Source organism: Nonomuraea sp. NPDC049480 (assembly GCF_044465905.1).
Classification (GTDB): domain Bacteria; phylum Actinomycetota; class Actinomycetes; order Streptosporangiales; family Streptosporangiaceae; genus Nonomuraea.
Genome location: NZ_JBITMD010000001.1, coordinates 196,438 through 220,109 on the forward strand (window position 1 = coordinate 196,438; position 23,672 = coordinate 220,109).

Here is a 23,672-nt window from a genome sequence, read left to right on the forward strand (position 1 = left end):
ACGTCGTCCGGGGCCACGGGGTTCTTACGCGATGGTTACGAGGTCACCAGCTCGCGCACGATCGGCGCGAGCGCGCGGAAGGCCCGCCCCCGATGGCTGATGGCGTCCTTCTCGTCCGGCGACATCTCCGCCGTGGTGCGGTCGTGGCCGTCGGGCACGAAGATCGGGTCGTACCCGAAGCCGTTGGAGCCGCGCGGCGTGGGGACGAGGCGGCCCGGCAGCGTGCCCTCGACCACGCGGGAATCGCCGGAGGGCAGCGCCAGCGCGGCGACGCAGGCGAAGTGGGCGGTCAGCCTGTCCGAGGGCACGTCGGAGAGCTGGGCGAGCAGCAGGTCGAGGTTGGCCTGGTCGTCGCCGTGCCGCCCCGACCAGCGGGCGGAGAAGACGCCCGGCATGCCGCCCAGCACGTCGACGCAGAGCCCGGAGTCGTCGGCGACCGCGGGCAGCCCTGAGCCCTGCGCGACGGCGTGCGCCTTGAGCAGGGCGTTGTCCTCGAACGTGACCCCCGTCTCGGCGACCTCGCCGATCGAGGGGAACTCCTCGAGGCCGACGATGTCGAAGCCGGACAGGATGCGGCGCAACTCCGCGATCTTGCCCGCGTTGCGGGTGGCCAGCACGATCCTCATGACTCCAGGGCCTCCTGCTGGATCAGCGTCAACTCCTCACAACCCGCCACGGCCAGGTCGAGGAGCTGGTCGAGCACGGCGCGGTCGAACGGGGCGCCCTCGGCGGTGCCCTGCACCTCCACGAAGCTGCCCTCCCCCGTCATGACGACGTTCATGTCGGTCTCGGCGGCGACGTCCTCGCTGTAGCAGAGGTCGAGCAGCGGCACCGCGCCGACCACGCCGACGGAGACGGCCGAGACGGAGTCGATCAGCGGGTCTCCCGGGCACATGCGGCGCTCGCGCATCCAGGCCACCGCGTCGGCCAGCGCGACGTAGGCGCCGGTGATCGCGGCGGTCCTGGTGCCGCCGTCGGCCTGCAGGACGTCACAGTCCAGCAGAATGGAGTTTTCGCCCAACGCCTTGTAATCGACGCACGCCCGCAGGGAACGGCCGATCAGCCGCGAAATCTCGTGAGTCCTGCCGCCGATTTTGCCGCGGACCGATTCGCGATCGTTACGAGTATTGGTCGCCCGCGGAAGCATGGCATATTCGGCCGTAACCCAGCCCTGGCCGCTGCCCCTTCGCCAGCGCGGCACGCTGTCCTGGACCGAGGCCGCGCACAACACCTTGGTGCCGCCGAATTCGACCAGCACCGAGCCCTCGGCGTGCGCCAGCCAATGTCTGGTGATGGTAATGGGGCGGAGCTGGTCAGGGTTGCGGCCATCCTGTCTGGACATGCAGATCACCCTATCTCCGCGCCCCAATGCTCTTGACCAAATGTGTCCGACACATGGATCCTTACGCAATGACAACGGGGGTGTTGCGAAACCCTGACTTCCTCCGCTTCCTCAGCTCGCACCTCGCCAACGAACTCGGGGCGAATATCTCCCGTGTGGCGCTCCCACTGGTGGCCGTGATGGCGCTGCACGCCGGCCCCGTGGAAGTCGGCCTGCTGGCGTCGCTGCAGACGGCCGCGTACCTGCTGATCGGCCTGCCCGCGGGGGTGTGGGTCGACAGGCTGCGCAGGCGGCAGGTGATGGTGGTGTCCGACCTGGCGAGGTTCGTGCTGCTCGGAAGCATCCCGCTGGCGGCCGAACTGGGTGTGTTGTCGATCGAGATGATGTTCGCGGTGGCCCTGCTGGCGGGCACGGCGCAGGTCTTCAACGACGTGGCGGACCAGACATACCTTCCCAAGCTGATCAACAGCAGGCAGCTCACCGACGGCAACGCGAAGATGGAGGTCGCGCGCGCGGCGGCGGTCCTGACGGGACCGGGCCTGGGCGGCGCCCTGGTGCAGTTGCTCGGCGCCTCGCGGACGCTGTTCGCCACCGCGCTGAGCGCGCTCGCCTCGGTGCTCTTCCTGAACTCGATCAAGACGCCGGACAAGCCGCCCAAGGACGCCGAGCACCCGCCACTCCTGCGCGGGATGGCCGAAGGGCTGGCGTACGTGTGGCACGACCGGCTGATGCGCATGTTCGTGACCTCTTCGGCGATCGGCAACCTCTGCGTCAGCGGCGTGGTCGGCCTGTCGGTGCTGTTCCTGGCCGATGAGGTAGAGCTGGCGCCCGGCCTCATCGGCCTGCTCCTCATGTCGGGCGGTATCGGCGGGCTGATCGGCGGCTTGACCGGAGGGTGGCTGTCCAGGAGATATGGCACGGCCAGAATGACGTGGCTGGCCGTGACGGTGGGCGCGCCGTTCGCCCTGCTGCTGCCGATGACGCAGGCCGACTGGCGGGCGGTGTGCTTCGCGATCACCTCGATCATGATCTCGTGGAGCGCTGTGCTCTCGAACGTGGGCCAGATGACCTACCGGCAGTCGGTGACCCCCGAGCACCTGCTCGGCCGGGTCAACGCCTCGGTGAGGTTCGTGTCCTGGGCCACGATGCCGCTGGGCGCGCTGCTCGGCGGCATCGTCGCCCAGCAGATCGGGGTACGTCAGGCGCTGTGGGTGTTCCTGGCGGGCCGGGCACTGGCGTTCGTGCCGCTGTTGTTCTCGCCGCTGCCCCGCATGCGGGACTTCACCGAGATTCAGGCCAGGTCGTAGACCGCGCCGCTGCGCGCCAGCTCGACGGGCCCGTGGTAGCCGCCCTTGGAGGCGTCGTCGAGCACGGTGGCCTGGTCGTTCCATGGGACGAGATGGGTGAGCACGAGCCTGCCGACGTCGGCCTTGGCGGCGTGCTCGGCGGCCTGGCGACCGGTGAGGTGCAGGTCGGTGGGCAGGTCGGGCTGCTCGATGAAAGACGCCTCGCACAGCAGGAGGTCTGTGCCCGAGGCCAGCCTCACCAGCTCGTCGCACTCGCCGGTGTCGCCGGAGTAGGCCACGGACTTGCCGCCGCTCGCGACGCGGAAGCCGTACGCCTCGACCGGGTGGTTGACCAGGCCCGCGGTGAGCGTGAACGGCCCGATCTCGAACGAGCCGGGGGTCAGGGGCACGAAGTCGAACGCGGTCTCCAGGCCGGGCTCGTCCGGCATCCCGTACGCGGCCGACAGCCGGACGGGGGCGTTGGCGGGCGCGTAGACGGGCACCTTGGGGTACGGCGCCGCGGGCCCGTACGTCCGCGCCACGTGATATCCGCACATGTCCAGGCAGTGGTCAGCGTGCAAGTGGGACAGGCAGATCGCGTCCACGTCGTACAGGCCGATGTGGCGCTGGAGCGCGCCGAGCGACCCGCTGCCGAAATCGAGCAACATCCTGAACCCGTCCGCCTCGAGGAGGTAACAGGACGCTGGGCTGTCGGGACCCGGGTAGCTGCCCGAGCATCCGACGATGGTCACCTTCATGTGGGCCTCCCGTTAGAGGTAGTACCCCCCACTGGAGCGACTTCGACCACATCGATCTCCGGGCCCAGGAAGCGTCGCCCGAGCCGGGCGAAGAGCAGGGAGTCGCCGGTGGCGCGGAAGCGGTGCCGGGGGGTGGCCTCACTTCCCGCCGCCAGTTCGCGGTCGTGCAGGATCCGGTAGACGTCCTTGGCCGTCTCGTCCGCGCTGGAGACCAGCGTGACCTCGTCACCGGCGACGTACGAGATCGCGCCGGTGAGCAGCGGATAGTGGGTGCAGCCGAGGATGAGAGTGTCGCACCCGGCGGCCCTGATGGGCTCCAGGTAGTCGCGCACGACCTCGATGAGTTCGTCGCTCATCGTCTCGCCTCGTTCGACGTACTCCACCAGGCGTGGGGCGGCCACGCCGGTGAGCTGTACGTCGGGAGCCGCGGTGAAGGCGTCGTGATACGCCATGGACTCGATGGTGGCCCTGGTGGCGATCACGCCGACCCTGCCGTTGCGGGTGGCCCGCACCGCGCGCCTGGTCGCGGGCTGGATCACCTCGACGACGGGCACGTCGTAGCGCTCGCGGGCGTCGCGCAGCACGGCGGCACTGGCGCTGTTGCACGCGATCACGAGCATCTTGACGTCGTGCTCGACGAGGTGGTCCATCACCTCCAGGGCGTGGGCGCGGACCTCCGCGATGCGCTTGGGCCCGTACGGCTGTCGGGCCGTGTCGGCCACGTAGATGATGGACTCATGGGGCAACTGGTCGATGATCGCGCGGGCGACCGTCAGGCCGCCGACCCCACTGTCGAAGATCCCAATACTCGTGTCCGGCACGCTTCAGAGCGTAAGCGACCTGCACGATCAACACTGCGTAAGAATCCTCACACCTGGTACGCCTGGGCCTGATGCGGTGTTGTCTTGCTCACATCAGCCTCTGCCGACGCGTGCGAGCTGGCGTGACTGGGCGATCAGACGGCCGGTGGAGTCGCGTACCTCGACCTCCTCGTCGAACCACCCGTCGGAGACGAGCCGGCCGCTGCCGAGCAGCGTGAGCCAGCCGGGCGCGGGCAGCGCGCGCAGGTGCCAGGTGAGGTCCACGGTCGGCGCCCAGCCGCGCTGACCGGCCGAGAACACCACGGGCGGCAGCGCGTCCACGGCCAGCGCCAGCACGTACGGATCCGGGTCCTGGGGCTCGGCCATCCTGAAGTACGCCCGCGACTCGGGCCGGCCGGTGGGCGCGCCGGTCAGCCAGCCGATCGTGGGCGGGTCGAAGAGCAGCTCCATCTGGCCGTTCAGGTTCATGCCGGACTCGGGCTTGGGGTCGGGGAGCTTGGCGCAGTCGTCGAGAGACGGCATGTCATAAGCCGCTTTTTCCGCATAAATCGGCTCGACGTCGTTCAGCGTGGCCGTCGTGATCAAGCTCTCGATCTGCGCCACGCCGTCCTGGACGAGCGTGGCCCTGGCGAACGCGGCCGTCCTGCCCGCCTTCAGCGGCTCGACCCTGACGTGCGCGGGCCCGGCCACCGGCGCCTTGAGGAACTGCGCGGTCGTGCTCACCGGATGCTCGAACGGCGAGGCGTCCACGGCCGCCCGCAGGATCACCGCCATGAGGTAGCCGCCGTTCAACGGCCCGCCGATCGCGTAGCCGGGATCGAGACACACGTCATAGGTGCCGTCGTCGACCTTGATCGCCTGCGTGGCCTCGTCGAACTTGGTCATCCGCCCCTACCTCAAGCTGGAACTATATTCTGTTAGCCACTCACTTTAGAGCATTCCCCCATCAGCGCGCCTACCTGCGGAAACGCAACCAAGCTGAGACGGTTTGATCATGACAACTGTTACCGAACTCATAGGTCAGTCCGTCTGGGACGCCAATGGGGTGTGGGTCGGTCACGTCGTCGACATCCGAGTGGTCAAGCACAAGGGAGAGCTCCAGCAGAGCCACACCGTCTACGGCCTCGTCGTGTCGAGCCTGCGCGCCCCGCTCCTGCTCGGACTCACCCGCGACCGTGAGGGACGCTCGACCTGGCTGACCCGCGCGCTGGCGCGCGTGGTCTACGCCGGGTGCACGTTCGTGCCGTGGGCGGGCATCACCGACTACGGCGACGGCGAGGTCCACATCGCCATGCTCAGGAAGGAGCTCACCAGAGCCTGAATCTCAACTTCAGCACTTTGCAAGCGCCTGACAAGCAACATCCATTAGCTTCGGTGTGGCCAAAAGTCCACATTGTGAGTTGAGTGATGTCTGCGAATAATCCCCCATACGGCCAGGATCCTGACCGGACCACGGCGTACAACTGGAACCAGGGGCAGCCGTACCCGCCTCAGCAGCCCTATGGCCAGCAGCCCCAGCAGGGGCAGCAGGGGTCTTATGGTCAGCAGCAGCCGTACAACCCGCAGCAGGCGTACGAGCAGCAGCCCGCCTACGGGGCGCCCCAAGGGCAGCAGCACGGCCAGCCCGGCTACCAGCAGCAACCGCAACAGGGTGGCTGGCAGCAGGAGCAGGTGCAGCAGGGCGGTTGGAACCAGGAGCAGGGCTGGCAGCAGCAGGGCCAGTACGCGCAGCAAGGTTGGCAGCAGCAGGGCCCCGAGGGCTACGGCCCCTCTGAGCCGGCCAAGAAGGGCCGCAAGACCTGGATCATCGCGGCCGCGGCGGCGCTCGCGGTGATCTTGCTGGGCGGCGGCGCGGTGTGGGCCGTTGGCGCGATCGGCGGCGGCGGCACGCAGCCGGACGAGGTCCTGCCGGCCAATTCCATCGCCTACGCCCGCCTGGACCTGGACCCGGCGGCGAACCAGAAGCTCGCGCTCTTCCAGCTGGCCAGGAAGTTCACGGTCACGAAGGACTCCTTCACGGGCGAGGACCCGCGCAAGGCGCTGTTCGACACGATCAACAAGGACTCAGACGACAAGATTGACTTCGCCAAGGACGTCGACCCGTGGCTGGGCAGCAGGATCGGCTTCGCCGCCGTCCCCTCCGGCAAGGAGGAGCCCGACTTCGCCGTCGCCGTCCAGGTCAAGGACGAGGCGCAGGCCAAGGCCGGCATCGCCAAGCTCATGGACGGCGACAAGTACGGCATCGCCTTCCGCGAGGACTACGCCCTCCTCACGCCCACCCAGGCGCTGGCCGACAAGTACGCCCAGGCCGGGGACAGCCTCGCGGACAACGCCGAGTTCAGCGACGACATGGGTGCGGTCGGCGAGCAGGGTGTGCTTTCGTTCTGGGCCGACATGGGCGGCCTCATGGAGCTGGCCAAGAAGGAGCTCCCCGCCGACCAGCAGGCGGCTCTCGACCAGGTCAAGGACGCCAGGTTCGCCGGCGCCCTCCGCTTCGACAGCGCCTACGTCGAGCTCGCCGGCACGGTGCGCGGCGCCAAGGGCATGAACCCCGAGGGCGACCTGCCCAAGGCCGACCTGGGCACCCTGCCCGCCACCACAGCCGGCGCCCTGTCGTTCTCCGGCCTGGACCAGATGGTCACCAAGCAGTGGCCCGAGATCGAGAAGCAAGCGGGGGTCTCGCAGCTCATCCAGCAGGCCAAGACCCAGTTCGGCCTGGAGCTGCCCGCTGACCTGGCCACCGTGTTCGGCAAGAACTTCACGCTCGCGGTGGACGGCGAGGGCCTGGACACCAACCAGATCAAGGGCGGCGTGCGGATCGCCACCGACCCGGCCAAGGCGCAGGCCATCCTCCGACAAGATCCAGAAGGCGATGGCCTCCAGCGGCCAGCCGGCTCCGCAGATCGCCAAGGTCGCCGGCGACGGCGTGTTCACGGTGGCGACGACGGACGAGTACGCCAAGAAGCTGGCCGGGGAGGGCACGCTGGGCGACTCGGAGACGTTCCAGACGGCGATCCCCAACGCCGGCGACGCGACGTCCGCGCTCTTCGTCGACCTGGACAAGGTCGAGAACCTCTACCTGAAGTCCATGCAGGGCGACGATAAGGCCAACCTGCAGGTGCTGAAGGCCATCGGGGTCAGCGGCACGCAGACCGACACCGAGGCGACGTTCTCGATGCGGGTCCTGTTCAACTGACCCCAGCGAAAAGGGGCGGCCGGTTCGGTGAACCGGCCGCCCTTTCGTGTTGAGTCACGTCCGCGACGATGAGCCGTTGGGCCTGGGTCAGGCCCAGAGCTGGCCTTCGAGGCGCTCTTCCGCCTCCTCCAGGGTGCCCTCGTAGGCGCCCGTGGACAGGTATTTCCAACCGCCGTCGGCCACCACGAACACGACGTCGGCGCGCTCGCCCGCCTTGACCGCCTTCCTGGCCACCCCGAGCGCCGCGTGCAGCGCGGCCCCGGTCGAGACCCCGGCGAAGATGCCCTCCGCGGCCAGCAGCTCGCGGGTGCGCCGCAGCGCATCCGCGGAGCCGACCGAGAAGCGGGTGGTCAGCACCGACTCGTCGTAGAGTTCGGGGATGAAACCCTCGTCCACGTTGCGCAGGCCGTAGACCAGCTCGCCGTAACGCGGCTCGGCGGCGACGATCTGCACGCCCGGCACCCGCTCGCGCAGGAACCGCCCCACCCCCATCAGCGTCCCCGTCGTGCCCAGCCCGGCCACGAAGTGCGTGACGGTGGGCAGATCCTCGAGGATCTCGGGACCGGTGGTCTCATAGTGCGAGCGCCAGTTGGCCGGGTTGCCGTACTGGTAGAGCATCACCCAGGACGGGTTCTGCGCCGCGAGCTCCTTGGCGACGCGTACGGCCTCGTTGGAGCCGCCGGCCGCCGGCGAGGAGATGATCTTCGCGCCCCACATGCGCAGGAGCTGCCGCCGCTCCTCCGAGGTGTTCTCCGGCATGACGCAGATCAGCTTGTAGCCCTTGAGCTTGGCCGACATCGCCAGCGAGATGCCGGTGTTGCCGCTGGTGGGCTCCAGGATCGTGCAGCCGGGCGTGAGCAGGCCGTCCTTCTCGGCCTGCTCGACCATCCACAGCGCGGGCCGGTCCTTGATCGAGCCGGTCGGGTTGCGGTCCTCCAGCTTGGCCCACACGCGTACGTCGGCGGACGGCGACAACCTCGGCAGGCCGACGAGCGGAGTCCGCCCCACCGAGTCGATCAGCGATTCGAAGCGCATGTCATCCGCCGGCGACGGCAGGGAGCACGGTCACCGTGTCGCCGTCGGACACCGGGGTGCCGAGACCGCCGAGGAAGCGCACGTCCTCGTCGTTGAGATAGACGTTGACGAAGCGGCGCAGGCCGCCCGCGTCGTCGATCAGGCGGCCCTTGATGCCCGGGTGGCGGGACTCCAGATTGGTGATCAGCTCGTCGAGGGTGGCGCCCTCGGCGCTCACGGCCTTCGCGCCGTCGGTGTAGTTGCGCAGAATGGTCGGAATGCGAACCTCGATGGCCATCGCGGTCAGTCTCCTCAGGTCATGTCGTCGTCCCATCGGCATGCAACGCCGACGGCTGAATCCGGATTCCACGGAAGCTTCCGATGAGAAACCTGCTCGTGAGACTGCCGCCTACTGTCGCGCCCGGCTGGGACCGTAGCGGCAGTGGGGCGGCAGTTTTCTCATGGGACAGTCGTAAACGACGACAGCCGGAGTGTGTGCGAAGAGGAAGCTCTGCACCGGCCGGACCATCATGGGAGAAACCTTACCTCCTCCTCCGTGACCACTCCTTCGAGGATCCGGTACGAGCGGAACTCGACCTTGTCCTCCTCCCTGGTGGAGACCAGGACGTAGTGCGCGTTGGGCTCGGAGGCGTAGGAGACGTCGGTGCGCGACGGGTACGCCTCGGTGGCGGTGTGAGAGTGGTAGATCACGACGGGTTCCTCGTCGAGGTCGTCCATCTCGCGCCAGACGCGCAGCTGCTCCATGGAGTCGAAACGGTAGAAGGTGGGCGAGCGCTCGGCGTTCTCCATCGGGACGAACCGCTCCGGCACGCCGTTCTTGCCCGCGATCACGCCGCACGCCTCATCGGGGTGGTCGGCGCGGGCATGGGCGACGATCTTGTCAGCCAGTTCCTGCGAGATCGAGAGCATGCCCGGAAATTACCAGAGCGCCCGGACCAGGCTGTCCTGGAGGTAGGTCAGCCAGTCGTAGGTGACGTAGGCCGGATATCGGGGGTCGTCCTCGGACATCATGGCGATCTCGTCGTGGACCTCCTCGGTCACCTCCAGCTTGATGCCGAGCGTGAGGCGTATGTCGTTGAGCGCGCGCAGCCACGCCTGGGCCTGCTCGGGCGTGAGATCGGCGTGCCCGGACCTGGCCGTGTCGAGGACGGTCTGCGCGTCGGCGCGCTTGCCGTCGCGCAGGGTGGCCTCGGTGTAACGGCGGAACTCCGCCGCGTCCTTGTCGTCCTCGTACGCCGACGGGAACAGGCGCGCCAGCACCGGGTCGGTCGGAACCTCGCTTGCCCCGATGCCCAGCGCGCGCTCGAGCGGATCGTCGCTCGTCTCCCCCGGCGACACGAGCCCGAGCATCATCGACACGAGCGAGCGCAGCAGCGAAACCTCCGCGGCCTCGAACCGCGCGACGACTCCGCCGCCCTTGCCCGGCGAGAACCCCGAACTCACAGGCACCTCTTCACGTGGCCTACTTGACCGAATCCGGCTGGAGCGTCGCCCACAGACCGTAGGAGTGGAGAATCTGCACATCGCGTTCCATCTCTTCGCGCGTGCCGCTGGACACGACCGCCTTGCCTTTGTGGTGTACGTCCAGCATGAGCTTCTCGGCCTTCTCCTTGGTGTAGCCGAAGACCGTTTGGAAAACGTAGGTCACGTAGGACATGAGGTTGACCGGGTCGTTCCAGACGATGGTTACCCAGGGCAGATCGGGCCGGACGTCCGATGACGGACGCTCGACGGCGAATGGAGCGGTGGTACCCACATCCCCGAGTCTGCCCTATCCGGGCCGTAGTCTTCGAGTCGTGACAATGACCATGAGCACTGCGTTGCTCACAGATCACTATGAGCTGACAATGCTGCAGGCGGCCCTGCGGAGCGGTGCGGCGCACCGGCGCGCGGTCTTCGAGGTGTTCGCCCGGCACCTGCCGGGCGGGCGGCGCTACGGGGTTGTCGCCGGGACGGGACGTGTCCTCGACGAGCTCGAACGCTTCCGTTTCGGTGACGAGGAACTCACCTATCTGCGCGAGCACCGGGTCGTTGACGAGGCCACTCTGGCATTTCTGGCCGATTACCGGTTTTCCGGGAGCATCTACGGCTACCGCGAGGGCGACCTCTATTTCCCCGCCTCCCCCATCATGATCGTGGAGGGCACGTTCGCCGAAGCCGTGTTGCTGGAGACGCTGACGCTGTCGATCCTGAACCACGACTGCGCGATGGCCTCCGCCGCCTCCCGCATGACCAACGCGGCGGGCAAGCGCCCGATCATCGAGATGGGCTCGCGCCGGACGCACGAGAGCGCGGCGGTGGCCGCCGCGCGGGCCGCGTACATCGCCGGGTTCGCCTCGACCTCCAACCTGATGGCCGGGCGCGTGTACGGCATCCCCACGGCCGGCACGGCGGCCCACGCGTTCACGTTGCTGCACGACTCGGAGCGGGCCGCGTTCGAGGCCCAGATCGCCTCGCTCGGCCCCGAGACCACGCTGCTCGTGGACACGTACGACGTGCCGGGCGCCGTGCGCACGGCGGTGGAGGTGGCCGGTCCGAAGCTGGGCGCGGTCCGCATCGACTCGGGAGACCTGGCCGCGGCGGCGCAGGAGGTGCGTGAGCAGCTCGACGCGCTGGGCGCGTTCAACACCCGCATCCTGGTCACCTCCGACCTGGACGAGTACGCCATCGCCGCGCTCGCCGCCGCCCCCGTGGACGGCTACGGCGTCGGGACCTCGCTGGTGACCGGGTCGGGGGTGCCGACGGCGGCGCTGGTGTACAAGCTGGTGGCGCGTGAGACGGCCACCGGGAAGCTGGAACCCGTGGCCAAGCGCTCGGTGGGCAAGCCGTCGCGGGGCGGCCGCAAGGAGGCGTACCGGCTGCTGGACGACTCCGGCCACCTCGAGACCGAGCTGATCACCACTGGCGGCGTGGTCCCGGAGGGCGGCATCCCGCTGCTGCACGAGCTGGTGCGCGACGGCGAGGTCGTCGGAGGGGAGCCGCTGTCCGCCGCCCGCGAACGCCACGCCCTCGCGGTCGCCACGCTGCCGCTGGAGGCCCTCCACCTCGGCCGGGGGTACGCGGCCGTCCCCACCGAATTCGCATGACATATCGTGCTGTTTATGGGCTCAGCGCTGATCATCGTCGATGTGCAGAACGATTTCTGTGAAGGTGGCAGCCTGCCGGTCGCGGGTGGGTCCGCGGTGGCGGCGGCGATCACCCGCCACGTGGCCGAGCACGGCTATGACCACGTGGTGGCGACCCGCGACTACCACGTCTCCCCCGGCAGCCACTTCTCGGAGACGCCCGACTACGTCTCCACCTGGCCGCCCCACTGCGTGGCGGGCACGCCAGGGGCCGACTTCCATCCGTCCTTCGACGTCTCCGCGGTGGAGGAGGTCTTCAGCAAAGGGGCCTACACGGCGGCGTACAGCGGCTTCGAGGGCACGTCCGGCGACGGGGTGACGCTGGCCGAGTGGCTGAATGAGCGCCGGGTGCACCAGGTCGACGTGGTGGGCATCGCCACCGACTACTGCGTGCGCGCCACCGCGCTGGACGCGGTCAAGCACGGGCTGGCGGTCCGAGTGCTGCTGGACCTCACGGCGGGAGTCTCCCCGGGCACTGCCGAGTCGGCGATGGCCGAGCTGACGGACGCGGGCGCCACCCTGCGAGGCGCGCCCGCCGTGGGCTGACCGTCGATAACGAAGCGTACGCGGTGGGCAACGCTGAGGTGATGTGGTATCCAAGAGGACGAACCCTCTCCGCATCTGAAGCAGTACGGAGAGTAACACGTCGTCCTCGTCGTGGGAGGTCTCCCCATGCTGGCCCTCTCCTTAGGTGTGGCCTGGCTGCTCCTCGCACCCCTCAGCCTGTGGCTCCTCGTCAAGGGCAGCGCCGGTGAGCGCGTGGCCGCGATCCTCACCCTGGTTCTGCTGGAAGGCGGGACGATCGCCATGGATCACATCCGCCGGCACCCCATCCCCGACGCCTCCGTCGTGTCCCACGACGTTTCACCACCGCCCGCCTGCGACCCTCGCACCCCGGCTCCCGGGTCCGCGAGGGTCGGCAGGGCTCTCGTCCTGACCTGGGCCGCCGATCGGCACGAATGCGAGACGGCCGAGGTCTGGGTCCGCACCGAAGGGAGACGGCTGCTGATCTGGGTGCGGACGGGCCGGGGTTCCGGCGGCCCCGCGGTGCCCGTACGAGTCAAAGGGGACACCGCCGCGGTCACGGTCCCGCTACCGGAGAAATCGGGCCGTGTCCCGGTGGACGGCCGCAACGGCCGCCGGATCCCGGAGGCTGACCGGCCGGGCTAGGGCGGGGCCACGGCCAGCCGCAACGCGTCGTCGAACTTGGCGAAGACCTCGAACGCATGCCGCAGCCCGGTGATCGACAGCACCCTGGCCATGACCCCCTGAACCCCCCCGAGCAGCAACCTGGTCCCCCGGGCCTCGCACCGCTGCATGACGCTGATGAGCTCGTTCATCCCTATCGAGTCGCAGAACGTCACCTCGGCGAGGTCCAGGATCAGGAACGGGTGCGGGGGCAGATCCCAGATGGGCTGCATGTGCTCACGCAGGACGGGCACCGCGTTGACGTCGAGCTCGCCCTCGAGCCTGATGATGACAGCGTTGCGCGAGAGGCCTGAAGTGACGCTGAGCGTCGACTTGCGGTAGGCCTCAGATGACATGGGTGAAGTCCTTCTGCACATCTCAAGACGAGCCAAGAGAGGTTGTTGCCGCTTCCGCTGGGCTTCTAACAGGAGGTCACTGCTCTGTGTCCAAATGCATAGGTGCCCGGCGGGAGCGGGGGGGCGTACCTGGACGCGCGCAGCGCTGGGGGGCGATGCGCCGCGCGCGACGACACCTTCAGCCCGGGCTGAAGGTGATCAGGTAGGCGAGGAGAAGAACGGCGAGGATCACGAGCAGGACGCCGGTACCGCTGATCATCACGATGATCCGGGTCCGCCGGGCCACCCAGCGGATCGCCGCCACCACCAGCGTGATCATGACGGCCAGGATGAGGAGGGACACGCTCTTGGCGTCGGCCGAAGGGGGCATTGCCACCGCGAGGTGGAGGGCTAGAGTCGTCTTCATAGGTTTTCCCTGGTGCGGAGACGCGCTGTGACAGAAACCTTGCTTCGCGGACACCTCCGGTGATGATTGGCCTCGTCATGGGGGTGTCCGTCGTCTGTTCTGCGTGGGGTGCCGGCACTTTGAGACCGGACAAAGTTTCCATTGGCGTCCGGCTATCTCATTGTGCGATCGCATCGCAAGGCCTGACAAGCAAAAACCATTCATATCGACAGTTTCATGTGAAGTGTAGGTCGATACGCTGATCAGCGGTTTTTTGCTGAGGTCCGAAGAACTTCAGAAGACTTTGACAATGGTTCCGTATTTCGAAACTTAAGATACGGGACCGTGACCCAGTCGGCTTGATCTCTCCACCATCGAAACGGGGGGACCACATGGCCCTGCTGAAGTTCAGCGTGCTTCACTGAATACATGAGTTCGACACGGAGGAGCATCGTCCGACTCGCTCACCCCTCCTGTCAGGCCCGGATCTGCTCGCACGGGCTCTGGCGAGGTGAACGCCCGCTCTGCCTCGACGTGGACACTCAGGTGATGTTAACTGAAGACTTGAAGTACAGGTCATGGAGGCGTGAAGGTGGAAGACGCTCTTCCGGAGGCCCTGGCACGCCGGCTACGCGACCTACGCAAGAATCACTGGCCGGGTATGGAAATCACCCAGGCACGATTGCATGAGGCCATGGGGATCAGCCCCACCTTGATCTCGTCCTGGGAATCCACCAAGAAGCCCACCATCCCGCCCCAGCACAGGCTCGAGATGTACGCGGCGTTCTTCGCCACCAAGCGGTCGATCGAAAACGATGTGGCACGCGTGCTTTCGCCTTCCGAACTGACCAAGGACGAACTGCACCAGCGCCGCATCCTGCTGGATGAGTTGCTCCGGCTACGCGGTGCGGCATTGCGCTCTCGGAGCACCGACCCGATCCCGGAACCCCGTTCCGCGCAGAACCTTCCGTTCCAGGATCCCTGGCACTTCACCGACGGCAATCGGATCACGATCATCTGCTCCCAGCTACCGAAAGAGGACCTCGCCAAGATCCCGAACGCCGATCCCGCCGCCCCCAACTACGTCGAGTTCTACAAGTATTCTGATCTGGACTCGTTGTTCGAACTGTGGGGTCACCTTCGTGCCATGAACCCACATAGCCGAGTCACCCTGCGCACCGCCGAAGATCTACGCTCAGAGGACCTCTCGACCCACCTGGTGCTGCTGGGCGGGATCGACTACAACCGGATCACCGCCTCCATGCTTGAGAGAATCAAGCTACCAGTCCGCCAGGTAGCTGACTGGGGCGGCGAGAAGGGACCTTATTTCGAGGTGGACGATGGCGGCGACACACACAGATACTATCCCGTAATCCACGGCTCCCAGGATAAGCAATTACTCGAGGACGTTGGATTCTACTATCGCGGCATCAACCCAGCCAATGTCAGGAGGACCCTGACGATCTGCAACGGGATGTACGCCCGAGGGGTGTACGGTGCCGTCCGGGCGCTGACCGACGAACAGTTCCGCGAGAGGAACGCGGCCTACCTGCATACCCGTTTCGACACCGCCACGTCGTACAGCATTCTCACTCGCGTCGCGATGGAAGGACGGATCACTCTTACTCCGGATTGGACCATCGATGCGTCCCGGTTACACGAATGGCCGGAGCCCGGTGATGGAGGCTGAAATCGCACAGATCATGGCGGGTCACCACCACGACTCCCACAGGCATCTAGTAGACGAACACTCCGTCGGACGCGTAGTCGCGGAACCCGGGACCATCGATGCCATCGTCGTCCCCACCATACGGCATCCGAAGTGGCTGGCACATGTAATCCACCTGGCGGCCGAACTCGACTGCCCGCTCGTGACGCTGCATAGCGGTAAATGGAGTAAAGCAGAGCTCGCGGCACTTCTGATGCCGGCGAACGTCAAGTTCATCGCGATCGACATCGATAATCCGACTTTCCTGAACCTACCGGATTTCAAAACGACGGCCCTGCTGAAGAACACACCGTTCGCCCGCGCGACAGACCTCGGCGCAAAACGTAACATGGGCCTGCTGCTGGCCCGGCTCATGGGTTGGGAACGTATTGTCTTCCTCGACGACGACATTGAGGTGAGCAGTCCCGAAGAAGTCTCGCGAGCGGCGACTCTGCTCGACACCTACGACGCAGTAGGCATGTATATCGGCGGCTACCCGGACAATTCGGTGGTCTGCCACGCTCACCGGCTCTCAGGAGGATGCCAGGACTCCTTCGTGGGCGGCGGCGCCTTGGCCATCGAGACGACGCGCAACCCCTCATTCTTTCCCAATATCTACAACGAGGATTGGTTCTATCTGCTGGGCGAGAAGTCACTACGTCCGCTCGCGGTCACCGGAACGGTCGCACAACGCCCGTACGACCCATTCGACCGACCCATTCGCGCACGGGACCAGGAACTCGGCGACGTGCTGGCGGAGGGCGTGTACTGGCTCCTCGACGGGAAGGAGGGGACGGGATGGGAGGCCGCGACCGACCCGGCACACTGGAGGAGGTTCCTCGCCGAGCGCAAGGTGTTCATCAATGATGTGCACCGGCGCGTCAAGCGACTCCCGGCGTGCTTGGCGGCGAACCCGCAGGCCATGGTGAGTTCACTGCAAGCCGCGCTCGGCCGCCTCGACCTCATCAACGAGCAACTCTGCGTCTCCTACCTCAAGGCCTGGATGGAAGACCGCCGTCAATGGGCCGATTACTTGGCCGAGACCCCGCAACTGAAGTCCTTGGCCGCCGACGCGATTAAATGGCTGACCAGGGACGGGATGCCGAAATTGCGTTGGTGGATGTCCATGCAGCGGCATGACATACCAGCTGATTCCCGAACAACTCACAAAGTACAGCATGCACGCAAAATGCATCCACTCCATCCTCGACGACATAGTGCACGATAAGGGATCCGCAACCGATCCACGTCACTGGCCCGATTCTCTACGCAGGGACAGGACCTTCATGAAGATATCCCGTGCCGGGTCGATCGGTTACTTCCAAACGAGTAGCCATGGTCAAGTCCGTTTCCACTTACCGTTCTCGGCCGCTCAGCCAGCATCAATCCCGGAACCCGTCTCGACACATCGCAACCCGCGCAGCACAACCAATACAAGCGGATCGATCAACTTGGATATCATTGCGTATAGGCCATCATACGGCGGCTCGGACAGGGTCAGTATTTCATCGAAAGCCTAGCTCGCAAGCCACGGGCGCGGGTTCCTACGGGGCTGACCGGCAGCGGCACGCGGCCGTGGGAATGTCTACGTCTGGTAGGCGCCGCCGAGGAGCAAGAGTTGCGGGCACACCTAGCGAATGTCGCCCTGCCGGCACATCTTGAGGTCGTTCCCTCGCGCCCCGATCAAAGCATCGGAGGCATGCTCCTACTGGCCACCGAGAAAGCGACTCTTCGCGGTCGGGCACACGCAGGTCGCCCTTGGGCGAGGCTGGACAATGATGGCACATAGCGCCTGCACAGATGCCAGGCTACGAGGAGTGGCCGCATGGCGAGGCGGCCACGACAGAGGTCGTTTACCACCACGGCAGGCATGAGTTCCGGCCGGAAGTATGCCGGATCATGGTCATGCAGCTCGGCCAGAATATCCATGGGATTGTGACTTCGAACGGACGGAATACGATCAACCATAGTCTTCGTAATGGCAGCTCCTATTTCATCCTCGACCGGCTTCCCCCGGCCACTCGTGCAGCCGGAACCTATCAATAGTCCAGTCCGGTGTGAGGACGACTGTGCCTTGGACCCCGACCCGCATGAGAATGCTGTACGACTCGGCGGTGCCGAAACGCGACCGAATATAGCCGGCGTTCCGCTCGTGGAATCGAATGTCGGTCAGCGCTCGTACCGCCCCGTACACGCCTCTGGCGTACATCCCATTGCATATGGTCAACGTGCGTTCGACGTTGTAGGGGTTGACTCCGCGATAGAAAAAGGCGACGTCCTCCAGCAGCCGTAGGTTATCGCCGGCCCCCTCCGTGACCGGATAGTGCCGGCGCGTGTCGTCACCCTCTTTGACCTCGAAATACGGTCCCCTCTCGCCTTCCCAGTCCGGGACCTGCCGCACCGGGAGCTCGATGCGGGCGAGCGTGGACGCGGTGACCGCGTTGTAGTCCACCCCGCCCAGGAGCGCCACGTGCGTGGTCAGATCGTCGGAGTTCAGGTCGTCCGTGGTGCGGATCGCCGTCGGGCTGAACGGGTTCGCGGCCCGCACGCTGCCCCACAGCTCGACCAGGGAGTCCAGGTCCGAGTACTTGTAGAACTCGATGTAGTTGGCGTTCATGGGATCCGGGTTCGGGATCTTGGCGCGGTCCTCTTCGGGGATGCGCGAACAGATGATCGTGATCGGCTCGCCCGGGAGGAAGTGCCAGGGGCCCCGGGCGTAGCCGTCGTCGATCGGCTCGGACTCGGCGGCGTCTCCGGCGCTTTGGTGCCGCAACGTGCTCTGGCGGAGCCGGGTCAGCTCGGCGAGGAGCCTCTTGCGCTCGTCGCGTTCGTCCGCGGTCAGCTCGGTCAGCGGGAGCACGCGCGCCTTGCCGTTGTCGATCGATCGTTTGGTCGCGAAGAACGTGGCGTACTTCTCCAGCCGGTGTAACGGCGGGATCTTGATCGCCGAGGTCGACTCCCAGGACGAGATCAGCGGAACGCTGATCCCGAACGCGTCGCGCAGCTGGGCCTGGGTGACCCGCACGTCAGGCCATCGGCTGTCGCGGAGCTCGCGCAGGCGCCGCGCGAGCGCGGTCCGCGCGGAATCGTCACCGCTCATCCCAGCCTCACTCGTGTGAACTTCACTAATTTCTAGTGAACGCCCATTCGAGCGGCGGAGTCGATGGAGAATCCGCAGCTAGGCCGTAACGGAACGGTCTACGCGTGAGAACCGTACGCACATCCCAGCCCTCGCCTCACCTCACCACACTTGCTCGGCTGCGCCCATAATTATCCGGATACATACAAAGTTGCAATATTTGGTTAAGTAAAGTGAATGGAGGCGAGGCGGTTCATGTCACGGACCCCATGAGCTCTAGCCACGGGAATGGACCAGGATAGAAAGATGTCGGACGCCTCCACGCGCTGGCATGTACCAAGCACCCCCGCGCTGCTTCGCCCGAGCGCAGACGGGAATCTGTCGTTCCGTGGGGACACCCGACATACGCCAAGCCGTCCGTGCGGATCTCCGTGCCGTCGTCCGCTCCTTCGGCCAGGAAACCTATTTCCGCGACCGGCTCTCCAAGCAGGAAGCGGGGCACGGGGTCCTCCTCGTCGCCTGGGAGCGGGATGTGGCGGTGGGCGACGTGTACGTGTGGCTGGCGCCCGCCGAGGAACCGGAGCTGCGGACCCACTTACCCGGCGTCGCGCTGCTCACCCATCTGGAGGTCGTGGCCGGGCGGCGTAATCAGGGAATCGGGACGATGCTGCTGTGGGCGGCCGAGGACCGCCTCTTCGCCACCGGCCACCGGCAGGTCGCCCTGGGGGTGGGACTGGACAATCTCGACGCCCAGCGGCTGTACCGCCGGCGGGGGTTCGTGGAGTGGCCTCATGGGCAGGTGGCCACGACAGAGGTCGTTTACCACGCGGACGGCAGGAGGGAACGGCGGCCGGAGGTGTGCCGCATCATGGTCCGGCAACTGGGCCCCAACCGCTTCACATGAGCCGGCTCTCCCGCGCCCCACCGCACGACCTCGCCGCGGCGCGGCGGGCGGCCGGGACCTCGCGTGGCTGGAGGAAGCCGGAATTCACCCCCTGGGCCGCTCCAGGGCCGTCCGGAGACGCCCCTCGAACGGCGCCGGGAGCCGTTCAGCGGCGCTGGGTGGCCCAGCGGCGGATCATGTCGATGCGTTCCTGGATCTGCTCGGCCGTGGCCTGGGCGATCGGCGGGCCGCCACACGCGCGCCGCAGCTCCGAATGGATCACCCCATGGGGTTGCCCCGTGCGGTGGTTCCAGGCGCCGACCAGGCCGTTGAGCTCCCGCCGCAACTCCGCGATCTGCTCGTGCGGCGCCAGCGTCTCACTCGGCTGGTCGGCCGACGTCTGCTGCTTCCGCTTGGCGGCCTGCTGGTCCGACTGCCGCTTGCGCAGGAGCGTGGCCACCTGGTCGGGCTCCAGCAGGCCGGGCAGGCCGATGAAGTCCTCCTCCTCGGCGGAGCCGATCTCCGCTCCCGTGCCGAACTCTCCGCCGTCGAACAGGACCCGGTCGAACGTGGCCGACGTCTCCATCGTCTCGAACGGCAGCTCATCCCCGAGGACGTCAGGATTGTCCTTCTTGCGGTTGGCCTGCTCCAGGAGGCTGTCGTCGAGGCCGTCCTCAGGTGGCCGCTTGTTGAGTACGTGGTCGCGCTCCACCTCCATCTCGTTGGCCAGGCCCATGAGCGTGGGCACCGAGGGGAGGAAGACCGAGGCCATCTCGCCGCGCTTGCGGGCGCGCACGAAACGGCCCACCGCCTGGGCGAAGAAGAGCGGGGTCGAGGTCGAGGTGGCGTAGACGCCCACGCACAGCCGGGGGATGTCGACGCCCTCCGAGACCATGCGCACGGCGACCAGCCAGCGGTCCTGCGAGGCGGCGAACTGCTTGATCTTCTTCGAGGCGCCGGGGTCGTCGGAGAGGACCACGGTGGCGCCCTCGCCGGTGATGTTGCGCAGGTGGCGGGCGTAGGCGCGGGCGGTCTCGTGGTCGGTCGCGATGACCAGGCCGCCCGCGTCGGGAACGCCTCGGCGCACCTCGGTGAGGCGGCGGTCGGCGGCCTGCATGACCTGGCGGATCCAGTCGCCCTTGGGGTCGAGCGCGGCCCGCCACGCCTGCGAGAGCTGGTCCTTGGTGAGCGGGGTGCCGAGCGTCGCGGCGAGCTCGTCGCCGGCGCGCGTTCGCCACTTCATCTCCCCGGAGTAGGCCAGGAAGATCACCGGGCGCACGACCCCGTCGTCGAGGGCGGGGCCGTAGCCGTAGGAGTAGTCGGCGACGCTGCGCTTGAAGCCCTCGGCGTCCTCCTCGTAGCCGACGAACGGGATCGGGTTGTCGTCCGACCTGAACGGCGTCCCGGTGAGCTGCAACCGGCGAGCGGCGGGCTCGAACGCCTCCCGCACGCCGTCGCCCCACGACTTGGCGTCGCCCGCGTGGTGGATCTCGTCGAAGATGATCAGCGTCTTGCGCGCCTCGGTGCGCGCCCTGTGCAGGGCGGGGTGCATGGCGACCTGCGCGTACGTCACGGCGACCCCGGTGTAGTCCCGGGACGTCGTGCCCTGGCTGTTCTTGAACTCGGGGTCGATGCCGATGCCGACCTTCCCGGCGGCGTCGGCCCACTGGCGCTTGAGGTGCTCGGTCGGGGTCACGATGGTGATCGCCCTGATCACCCCGCGGGAGAGCAGCTCGCTGGCGATGCGCAGGGCGTAGGTCGTCTTGCCCGCGCCCGGCGTCGCCACGGTGAGGAAGTCACGCGGCTCGCGCGTGAAGTAGAGGTCGAAGGCCTCCTGCTGCCACGCGCGCAGCTTGGGGGCGGTGCCCCATGCGGCCCGGTCTGGATAGGAAGGCGAAAGATGGGACGCGGCGAAGGTGCTCACCGCATCACCCCTGGGGTTCGTGTGCTTCGCTCTCTCACAGTGACCCAAGAGTAATCGGGCCCACCGACAAGACGTGCCGTGAGCCGTGGATTCTGGCCAAGGTTCTCCTCACGTGCTATGTGGCTTATCTGAGCCTCGCCATGACCGCGTCCAGGGCCTGCCGGCGTGCGGTTTCCTCGGGTTGGAGCAGCCCGAGGAGGAGTACGGCCTGCTCGCCACGAGTGATCAGCATCACTCTCAGGAACGCGGGCCGGTTGACCACGTCCCGGTATTCCGCCCGCAGCGCCCGCGTGTGTCCCCCGGGGATCTCCTTGTCCTCGACGATGCTCACGCGATCCCCTTTGAGCAGGAGCCTGGAGTACAGCTCCGCCGCCTCCGCCGTGGCCTTCTCGGCGTTCTCCACGGGCCCGGGCACCGGTCTGGCCATGACCAGACCCCCTCCCCCGTCCCTGGCGACCGACGTGAACCCCGTCACGGGCGCCACCGCCCCCACGCGCCACCCCTGCGGCAACGTCGCCGACACCCCGGCCAGCCCGTCGGTCAGCCGCCCCGTCTCGATCGGCGGCGCGGTGATCCGTAAGACCACCGTGGTCGCCCCCGCCACGAGCCCCGCGCCGGCCAGCAACGCCGCCAGCACGCCCGCCCACCGCCGCCACACGCGCCCTCCCGCGCGTCTGCGCGCTCCCGGGTCCACCGGGGTGCCGTACAGCCGGGCGGAGGGAGGGAGCGAATCCCAGGACGGCGAGGACGGCTCATCGGGGTCCAGATCACGGGCCGGGCCGCGGACCCGCGGCCACGCCGGATCCGGCTCCGGGGGCCACTCCCCCTGGGGTGGCCATTCGGGCTCGTCGTCGGGCTCACGTTCCACGGTCCTGCGGATCCGGGGGTTCCACGGCTCATCGAGGTCCTCGATCTCCGCCGGGCCGAGGTCCAGCGGGTGGGGCCGCCGAGAACTCGCGTGTTCGCGCCGGCCCCGTCCCGGCTCCTCCTCAGGGCGCGCCGGAGCTCGGCCCCACACGGGCTCCGTGTCCTCTGGAGGAGTACGGCGATGCCTGGCCCCCGGCAGCGGCGGCCAGACACGGTGATCACCCTCCATGACACCTCCTTGTCCGCTGTCCTATCACTCCTCGCCACGAGGTTCCGGCGATCCGTGATCGCTGTGACGGGAGTGACGGAATTCAGCGGATGCGGCCGGCGAGCACGACGGCGCTCAGCCCGACGACCGCCATGAGGAGGCAGATGACGAGGAATCCGGTGGCGATCTGGGCGGAGGAGTGCCCGATCAGGTTGATCAGCGCCCCGCCGATCCCGATCGCCAGCGCGGACCCGAGCATGTCCGTCACCGTCAGCGCCGCCGAGTTCGCGCCCTGCTCGTTCACCGGCGACTGCTTGAGCGCCGTGACGCTGATGGTCGCCATCCCGAGCCCCATCCCGAACCCGGCCACGATCCACGCGGGCACCGCGACCCAGCCGGTCATCCAGGGGAGCACGGCGAACAGGGACAGCAGGATCCCCGCGGTGACGCCCGCTGCCGCGAGCCTGATCCTCCGGTGCGGCTCCGCGGTCCGCCGGCTCTGCAGGAACGACCCCGCCGACCAGCCCAGCGCCCCGGTCGTCAGCGCGATCCCCGCCTCCTCCAGCCTGAACCCCTTCACGTCCTGCAGCGCCAGCGGGATGAAGGAGTTCACTCCGAAGAAGGCGGCGGTGAACAACCCGCGCATCAGCACGGTCGTGGGCAGCCCGCGCACGAAGCGCAGCGAGCCTTGCGGCAGCAGCCGGTACAGCCCGTAGATCACGAAGCACAGCCCGGCCACCGTCTCGGCGGCGCCGATCGCCGGCGCGAGATGCAGCCGGTCCACTCCGTGCAGCAGCACCCCGGCGCCGCCGGCCGTGGCGGCCGCGGCCAGCGTCATCGCCAGCGGTCTTGAGCGCGGCCCCTCCGAAGGCGCCTCGTCGGAGGTGGCGGGCCTGCGCAGCGCGGGGACGAGCATCACCAGCGCGGGCACGACGAGCGGGATGATCCCGTAGAAGACGTACCGCCACCCCCAGTTCCCCGCCACGAAGCCCGCGACGGCCGGACCGACCATGGACGGCACCACCCAGGCGGCGGAGATCGCCGCGAACGCCTTGGGCCGCATCTCGGCCGGATAGACCCGGGCGATCATCACGAACAGCGCCACGAACGAGGCTCCCGCGCCCAGCCCTTGCACGGCCCGGGCCGCCAGGAACATCACCGCCGTCTGCGCCGCCCCGGCCAGCCCCATTCCGGTCACGAACAGCGCCAGCCCGGCCAGGAACGGCACCGCGTACCCGCGCCGGTCCGACCAGAGCCCCGCCACCACATTCGCGAACAGGCTGGAGACGAGAAAGGCCGAGAAGCTCAGCCCGTAGAGGTCGAGGGCGTGCAGCTCGCGGGCGAGGTCGGGCATGACCACTCCGACCGACATGCCCTCGAATGCGATCAGCGTGACGACCAGCAGGATGCCGAGACTGGCGGTGCGGTAGGCGGGGCCGAAGATTCGGGGAGGTACGTGGGGAGCGTCGAGTGCCTTTGGTGCTGTCACCCACTCATCGTAATTTGTCGCA

General features: G+C 67.5%; 25 protein-coding genes. 9 read left to right on the top strand and 16 right to left on the bottom strand.

The features are described from left to right. Nucleotides 1-35: 35 nt before the first annotated feature. A complete protein-coding gene (rdgB, locus tag ACIBX3_RS00945) occupies nt 36-626 on the bottom strand; it encodes an RdgB/HAM1 family non-canonical purine NTP pyrophosphatase (RefSeq protein WP_397111723.1) in 591 nt (196 codons plus the stop codon). Then, nucleotides 623-1,342, bottom strand: coding sequence for a ribonuclease PH (gene rph / locus ACIBX3_RS00950; protein ID WP_397111725.1), 720 nt, complete (start codon nt 1,340-1,342; stop codon nt 623-625). Before rph ends, rdgB begins: the two co-directional genes overlap by 4 nt. 68 nt (nt 1,343-1,410) lie before the next feature. On the opposite strand from rph, the gene ACIBX3_RS00955 reads away from it, so the two are divergent. After that, a complete protein-coding gene (locus ACIBX3_RS00955) occupies nt 1,411-2,649 on the top strand; it encodes an MFS transporter (RefSeq protein WP_397111727.1) in 1,239 nt (412 codons plus the stop codon). On the opposite strand, the gene ACIBX3_RS00960 is transcribed toward ACIBX3_RS00955, so the two are convergent. From ACIBX3_RS00960 to ACIBX3_RS00970, 3 genes are all read right to left on the bottom strand, one after another. Continuing rightward, entirely contained in the window at nt 2,634-3,386 is a 753-nt protein-coding gene (locus ACIBX3_RS00960; RefSeq protein ID WP_397111729.1) for an MBL fold metallo-hydrolase, read from the bottom strand. The genes ACIBX3_RS00955 and ACIBX3_RS00960 overlap by 16 nt on opposite strands. Then, nucleotides 3,383-4,207, bottom strand: a complete 825-nt coding sequence (murI, locus tag ACIBX3_RS00965) for a glutamate racemase (protein ID WP_397111731.1) — start codon at nt 4,205-4,207, stop codon at nt 3,383-3,385. The genes ACIBX3_RS00960 and murI overlap by 4 nt, the downstream gene beginning before the upstream one ends. 93 nt (nt 4,208-4,300) lie before the next feature. After that, nucleotides 4,301-5,092 carry a thioesterase family protein gene (locus ACIBX3_RS00970; protein ID WP_397111733.1) on the bottom strand — a complete coding sequence of 264 codons (792 nt, stop codon included), beginning with the start codon at nt 5,090-5,092 and terminating at the stop codon, nt 4,301-4,303. A gap of 109 nt (nt 5,093-5,201) precedes the next feature. Between ACIBX3_RS00970 and ACIBX3_RS00975 the strand changes: the two genes are divergently transcribed. Next, the gene (locus ACIBX3_RS00975) at nt 5,202-5,528 is read left to right on the top strand and encodes a hypothetical protein (protein WP_397111735.1); all 327 of its coding nucleotides are present in this window, start codon (nt 5,202-5,204) and stop codon (nt 5,526-5,528) included. Nucleotides 5,529-5,614: 86 nt separating this feature from the next. After that, on the top strand, nt 5,615-7,312 hold the full coding sequence (locus ACIBX3_RS00980) for a DUF3352 domain-containing protein (RefSeq protein WP_397113353.1): 1,698 nt from the start codon (nt 5,615-5,617) through the stop codon (nt 7,310-7,312). A gap of 178 nt (nt 7,313-7,490) precedes the next feature. Here the strand turns inward: ACIBX3_RS00980 and ACIBX3_RS00985 are convergent, their stop codons facing one another. The 5 genes from ACIBX3_RS00985 to clpS form a co-directional block, all read right to left on the bottom strand. Then, entirely contained in the window at nt 7,491-8,438 is a 948-nt protein-coding gene (locus ACIBX3_RS00985) for a PLP-dependent cysteine synthase family protein (protein WP_397111737.1), read from the bottom strand. Nucleotide 8,439: 1 nt separating this feature from the next. Further along, on the bottom strand, nt 8,440-8,715 hold the full coding sequence (locus ACIBX3_RS00990) for a MoaD/ThiS family protein (protein ID WP_397111739.1): 276 nt from the start codon (nt 8,713-8,715) through the stop codon (nt 8,440-8,442). A 230-nt stretch (nt 8,716-8,945) separates the two neighbouring features. Beyond that, nucleotides 8,946-9,347, bottom strand: a complete 402-nt coding sequence (locus ACIBX3_RS00995; protein WP_397111741.1) for a Mov34/MPN/PAD-1 family protein — start codon at nt 9,345-9,347, stop codon at nt 8,946-8,948. Nucleotides 9,348-9,356: 9 nt separating this feature from the next. Next, nucleotides 9,357-9,881, bottom strand: a complete 525-nt coding sequence (locus ACIBX3_RS01000; RefSeq protein ID WP_397111743.1) for a DUF2017 domain-containing protein — start codon at nt 9,879-9,881, stop codon at nt 9,357-9,359. A gap of 19 nt (nt 9,882-9,900) precedes the next feature. Then, nucleotides 9,901-10,194, bottom strand: coding sequence for an ATP-dependent Clp protease adapter ClpS (clpS, locus tag ACIBX3_RS01005; protein ID WP_397111745.1), 294 nt, complete (start codon nt 10,192-10,194; stop codon nt 9,901-9,903). Nucleotides 10,195-10,240: 46 nt separating this feature from the next. Between clpS and ACIBX3_RS01010 the strand changes: the two genes are divergently transcribed. The 3 genes from ACIBX3_RS01010 to ACIBX3_RS01020 all read left to right on the top strand — a co-directional run bounded on the left by ACIBX3_RS01010 (nt 10,241) and on the right by ACIBX3_RS01020 (nt 12,733). Further along, nucleotides 10,241-11,524: a nicotinate phosphoribosyltransferase gene (locus tag ACIBX3_RS01010; RefSeq protein WP_397111747.1), complete on the top strand. Its 1,284-nt coding sequence runs from the start codon at nt 10,241-10,243 to the stop codon at nt 11,522-11,524. Nucleotides 11,525-11,539: 15 nt separating this feature from the next. Further along, nucleotides 11,540-12,109 (top strand): isochorismatase family protein, encoded by a 570-nt coding sequence (locus ACIBX3_RS01015; protein ID WP_397111749.1) that lies wholly within the window; start codon nt 11,540-11,542, stop codon nt 12,107-12,109. Nucleotides 12,110-12,235: 126 nt separating this feature from the next. Beyond that, the gene (locus ACIBX3_RS01020) at nt 12,236-12,733 is read left to right on the top strand and encodes a hypothetical protein (RefSeq protein WP_397111751.1); all 498 of its coding nucleotides are present in this window, start codon (nt 12,236-12,238) and stop codon (nt 12,731-12,733) included. On the opposite strand, the gene ACIBX3_RS01025 is transcribed toward ACIBX3_RS01020, so the two are convergent. Together ACIBX3_RS01025 and ACIBX3_RS01030 are read right to left on the bottom strand one after the other, a co-directional pair. Beyond that, nucleotides 12,730-13,107, bottom strand: coding sequence for an STAS domain-containing protein (locus ACIBX3_RS01025; RefSeq protein ID WP_397111753.1), 378 nt, complete (start codon nt 13,105-13,107; stop codon nt 12,730-12,732). The genes ACIBX3_RS01020 and ACIBX3_RS01025 overlap by 4 nt on opposite strands. 178 nt (nt 13,108-13,285) lie before the next feature. Continuing rightward, complete coding sequence (locus tag ACIBX3_RS01030) at nt 13,286-13,513, bottom strand: hypothetical protein (RefSeq protein WP_397111755.1); 228 nt, start codon at nt 13,511-13,513, stop codon at nt 13,286-13,288. Between the two features lie 565 nt (nt 13,514-14,078). Between ACIBX3_RS01030 and ACIBX3_RS01035 the strand changes: the two genes are divergently transcribed. Together ACIBX3_RS01035 and ACIBX3_RS01040 are read left to right on the top strand one after the other, a co-directional pair. Beyond that, nucleotides 14,079-15,182 (top strand): hypothetical protein, encoded by a 1,104-nt coding sequence (locus ACIBX3_RS01035; RefSeq protein WP_397111757.1) that lies wholly within the window; start codon nt 14,079-14,081, stop codon nt 15,180-15,182. Further along, the gene (locus ACIBX3_RS01040) at nt 15,172-16,428 is read left to right on the top strand and encodes a hypothetical protein (protein WP_397111758.1); all 1,257 of its coding nucleotides are present in this window, start codon (nt 15,172-15,174) and stop codon (nt 16,426-16,428) included. Before ACIBX3_RS01035 ends, ACIBX3_RS01040 begins: the two co-directional genes overlap by 11 nt. Before the next feature lie 765 nt (nt 16,429-17,193). On the opposite strand, the gene ACIBX3_RS01045 is transcribed toward ACIBX3_RS01040, so the two are convergent. Continuing rightward, nucleotides 17,194-18,300, bottom strand: a complete 1,107-nt coding sequence (locus tag ACIBX3_RS01045; protein ID WP_397111760.1) for a helix-turn-helix domain-containing protein — start codon at nt 18,298-18,300, stop codon at nt 17,194-17,196. Between the two features lie 367 nt (nt 18,301-18,667). Here ACIBX3_RS01045 and ACIBX3_RS01050 point away from each other — a divergent pair, with 367 nt between their 5' ends. Further along, nucleotides 18,668-19,183: a GNAT family N-acetyltransferase gene (locus ACIBX3_RS01050; protein WP_397111762.1), complete on the top strand. Its 516-nt coding sequence runs from the start codon at nt 18,668-18,670 to the stop codon at nt 19,181-19,183. Nucleotides 19,184-19,328: 145 nt separating this feature from the next. On the opposite strand, the gene ACIBX3_RS01055 is transcribed toward ACIBX3_RS01050, so the two are convergent. The 3 genes from ACIBX3_RS01055 to ACIBX3_RS01065 form a co-directional block, all read right to left on the bottom strand. Beyond that, complete coding sequence (locus ACIBX3_RS01055) at nt 19,329-21,086, bottom strand: DEAD/DEAH box helicase (protein ID WP_397111764.1); 1,758 nt, start codon at nt 21,084-21,086, stop codon at nt 19,329-19,331. A gap of 124 nt (nt 21,087-21,210) precedes the next feature. Beyond that, nucleotides 21,211-22,182: a hypothetical protein gene (locus ACIBX3_RS01060; RefSeq protein ID WP_397111766.1), complete on the bottom strand. Its 972-nt coding sequence runs from the start codon at nt 22,180-22,182 to the stop codon at nt 21,211-21,213. Nucleotides 22,183-22,264: 82 nt separating this feature from the next. Next, the gene (locus ACIBX3_RS01065; RefSeq protein ID WP_397111768.1) at nt 22,265-23,650 is read right to left on the bottom strand and encodes an MFS transporter; all 1,386 of its coding nucleotides are present in this window, start codon (nt 23,648-23,650) and stop codon (nt 22,265-22,267) included. Nucleotides 23,651-23,672: the final 22 nt, after the last annotated feature.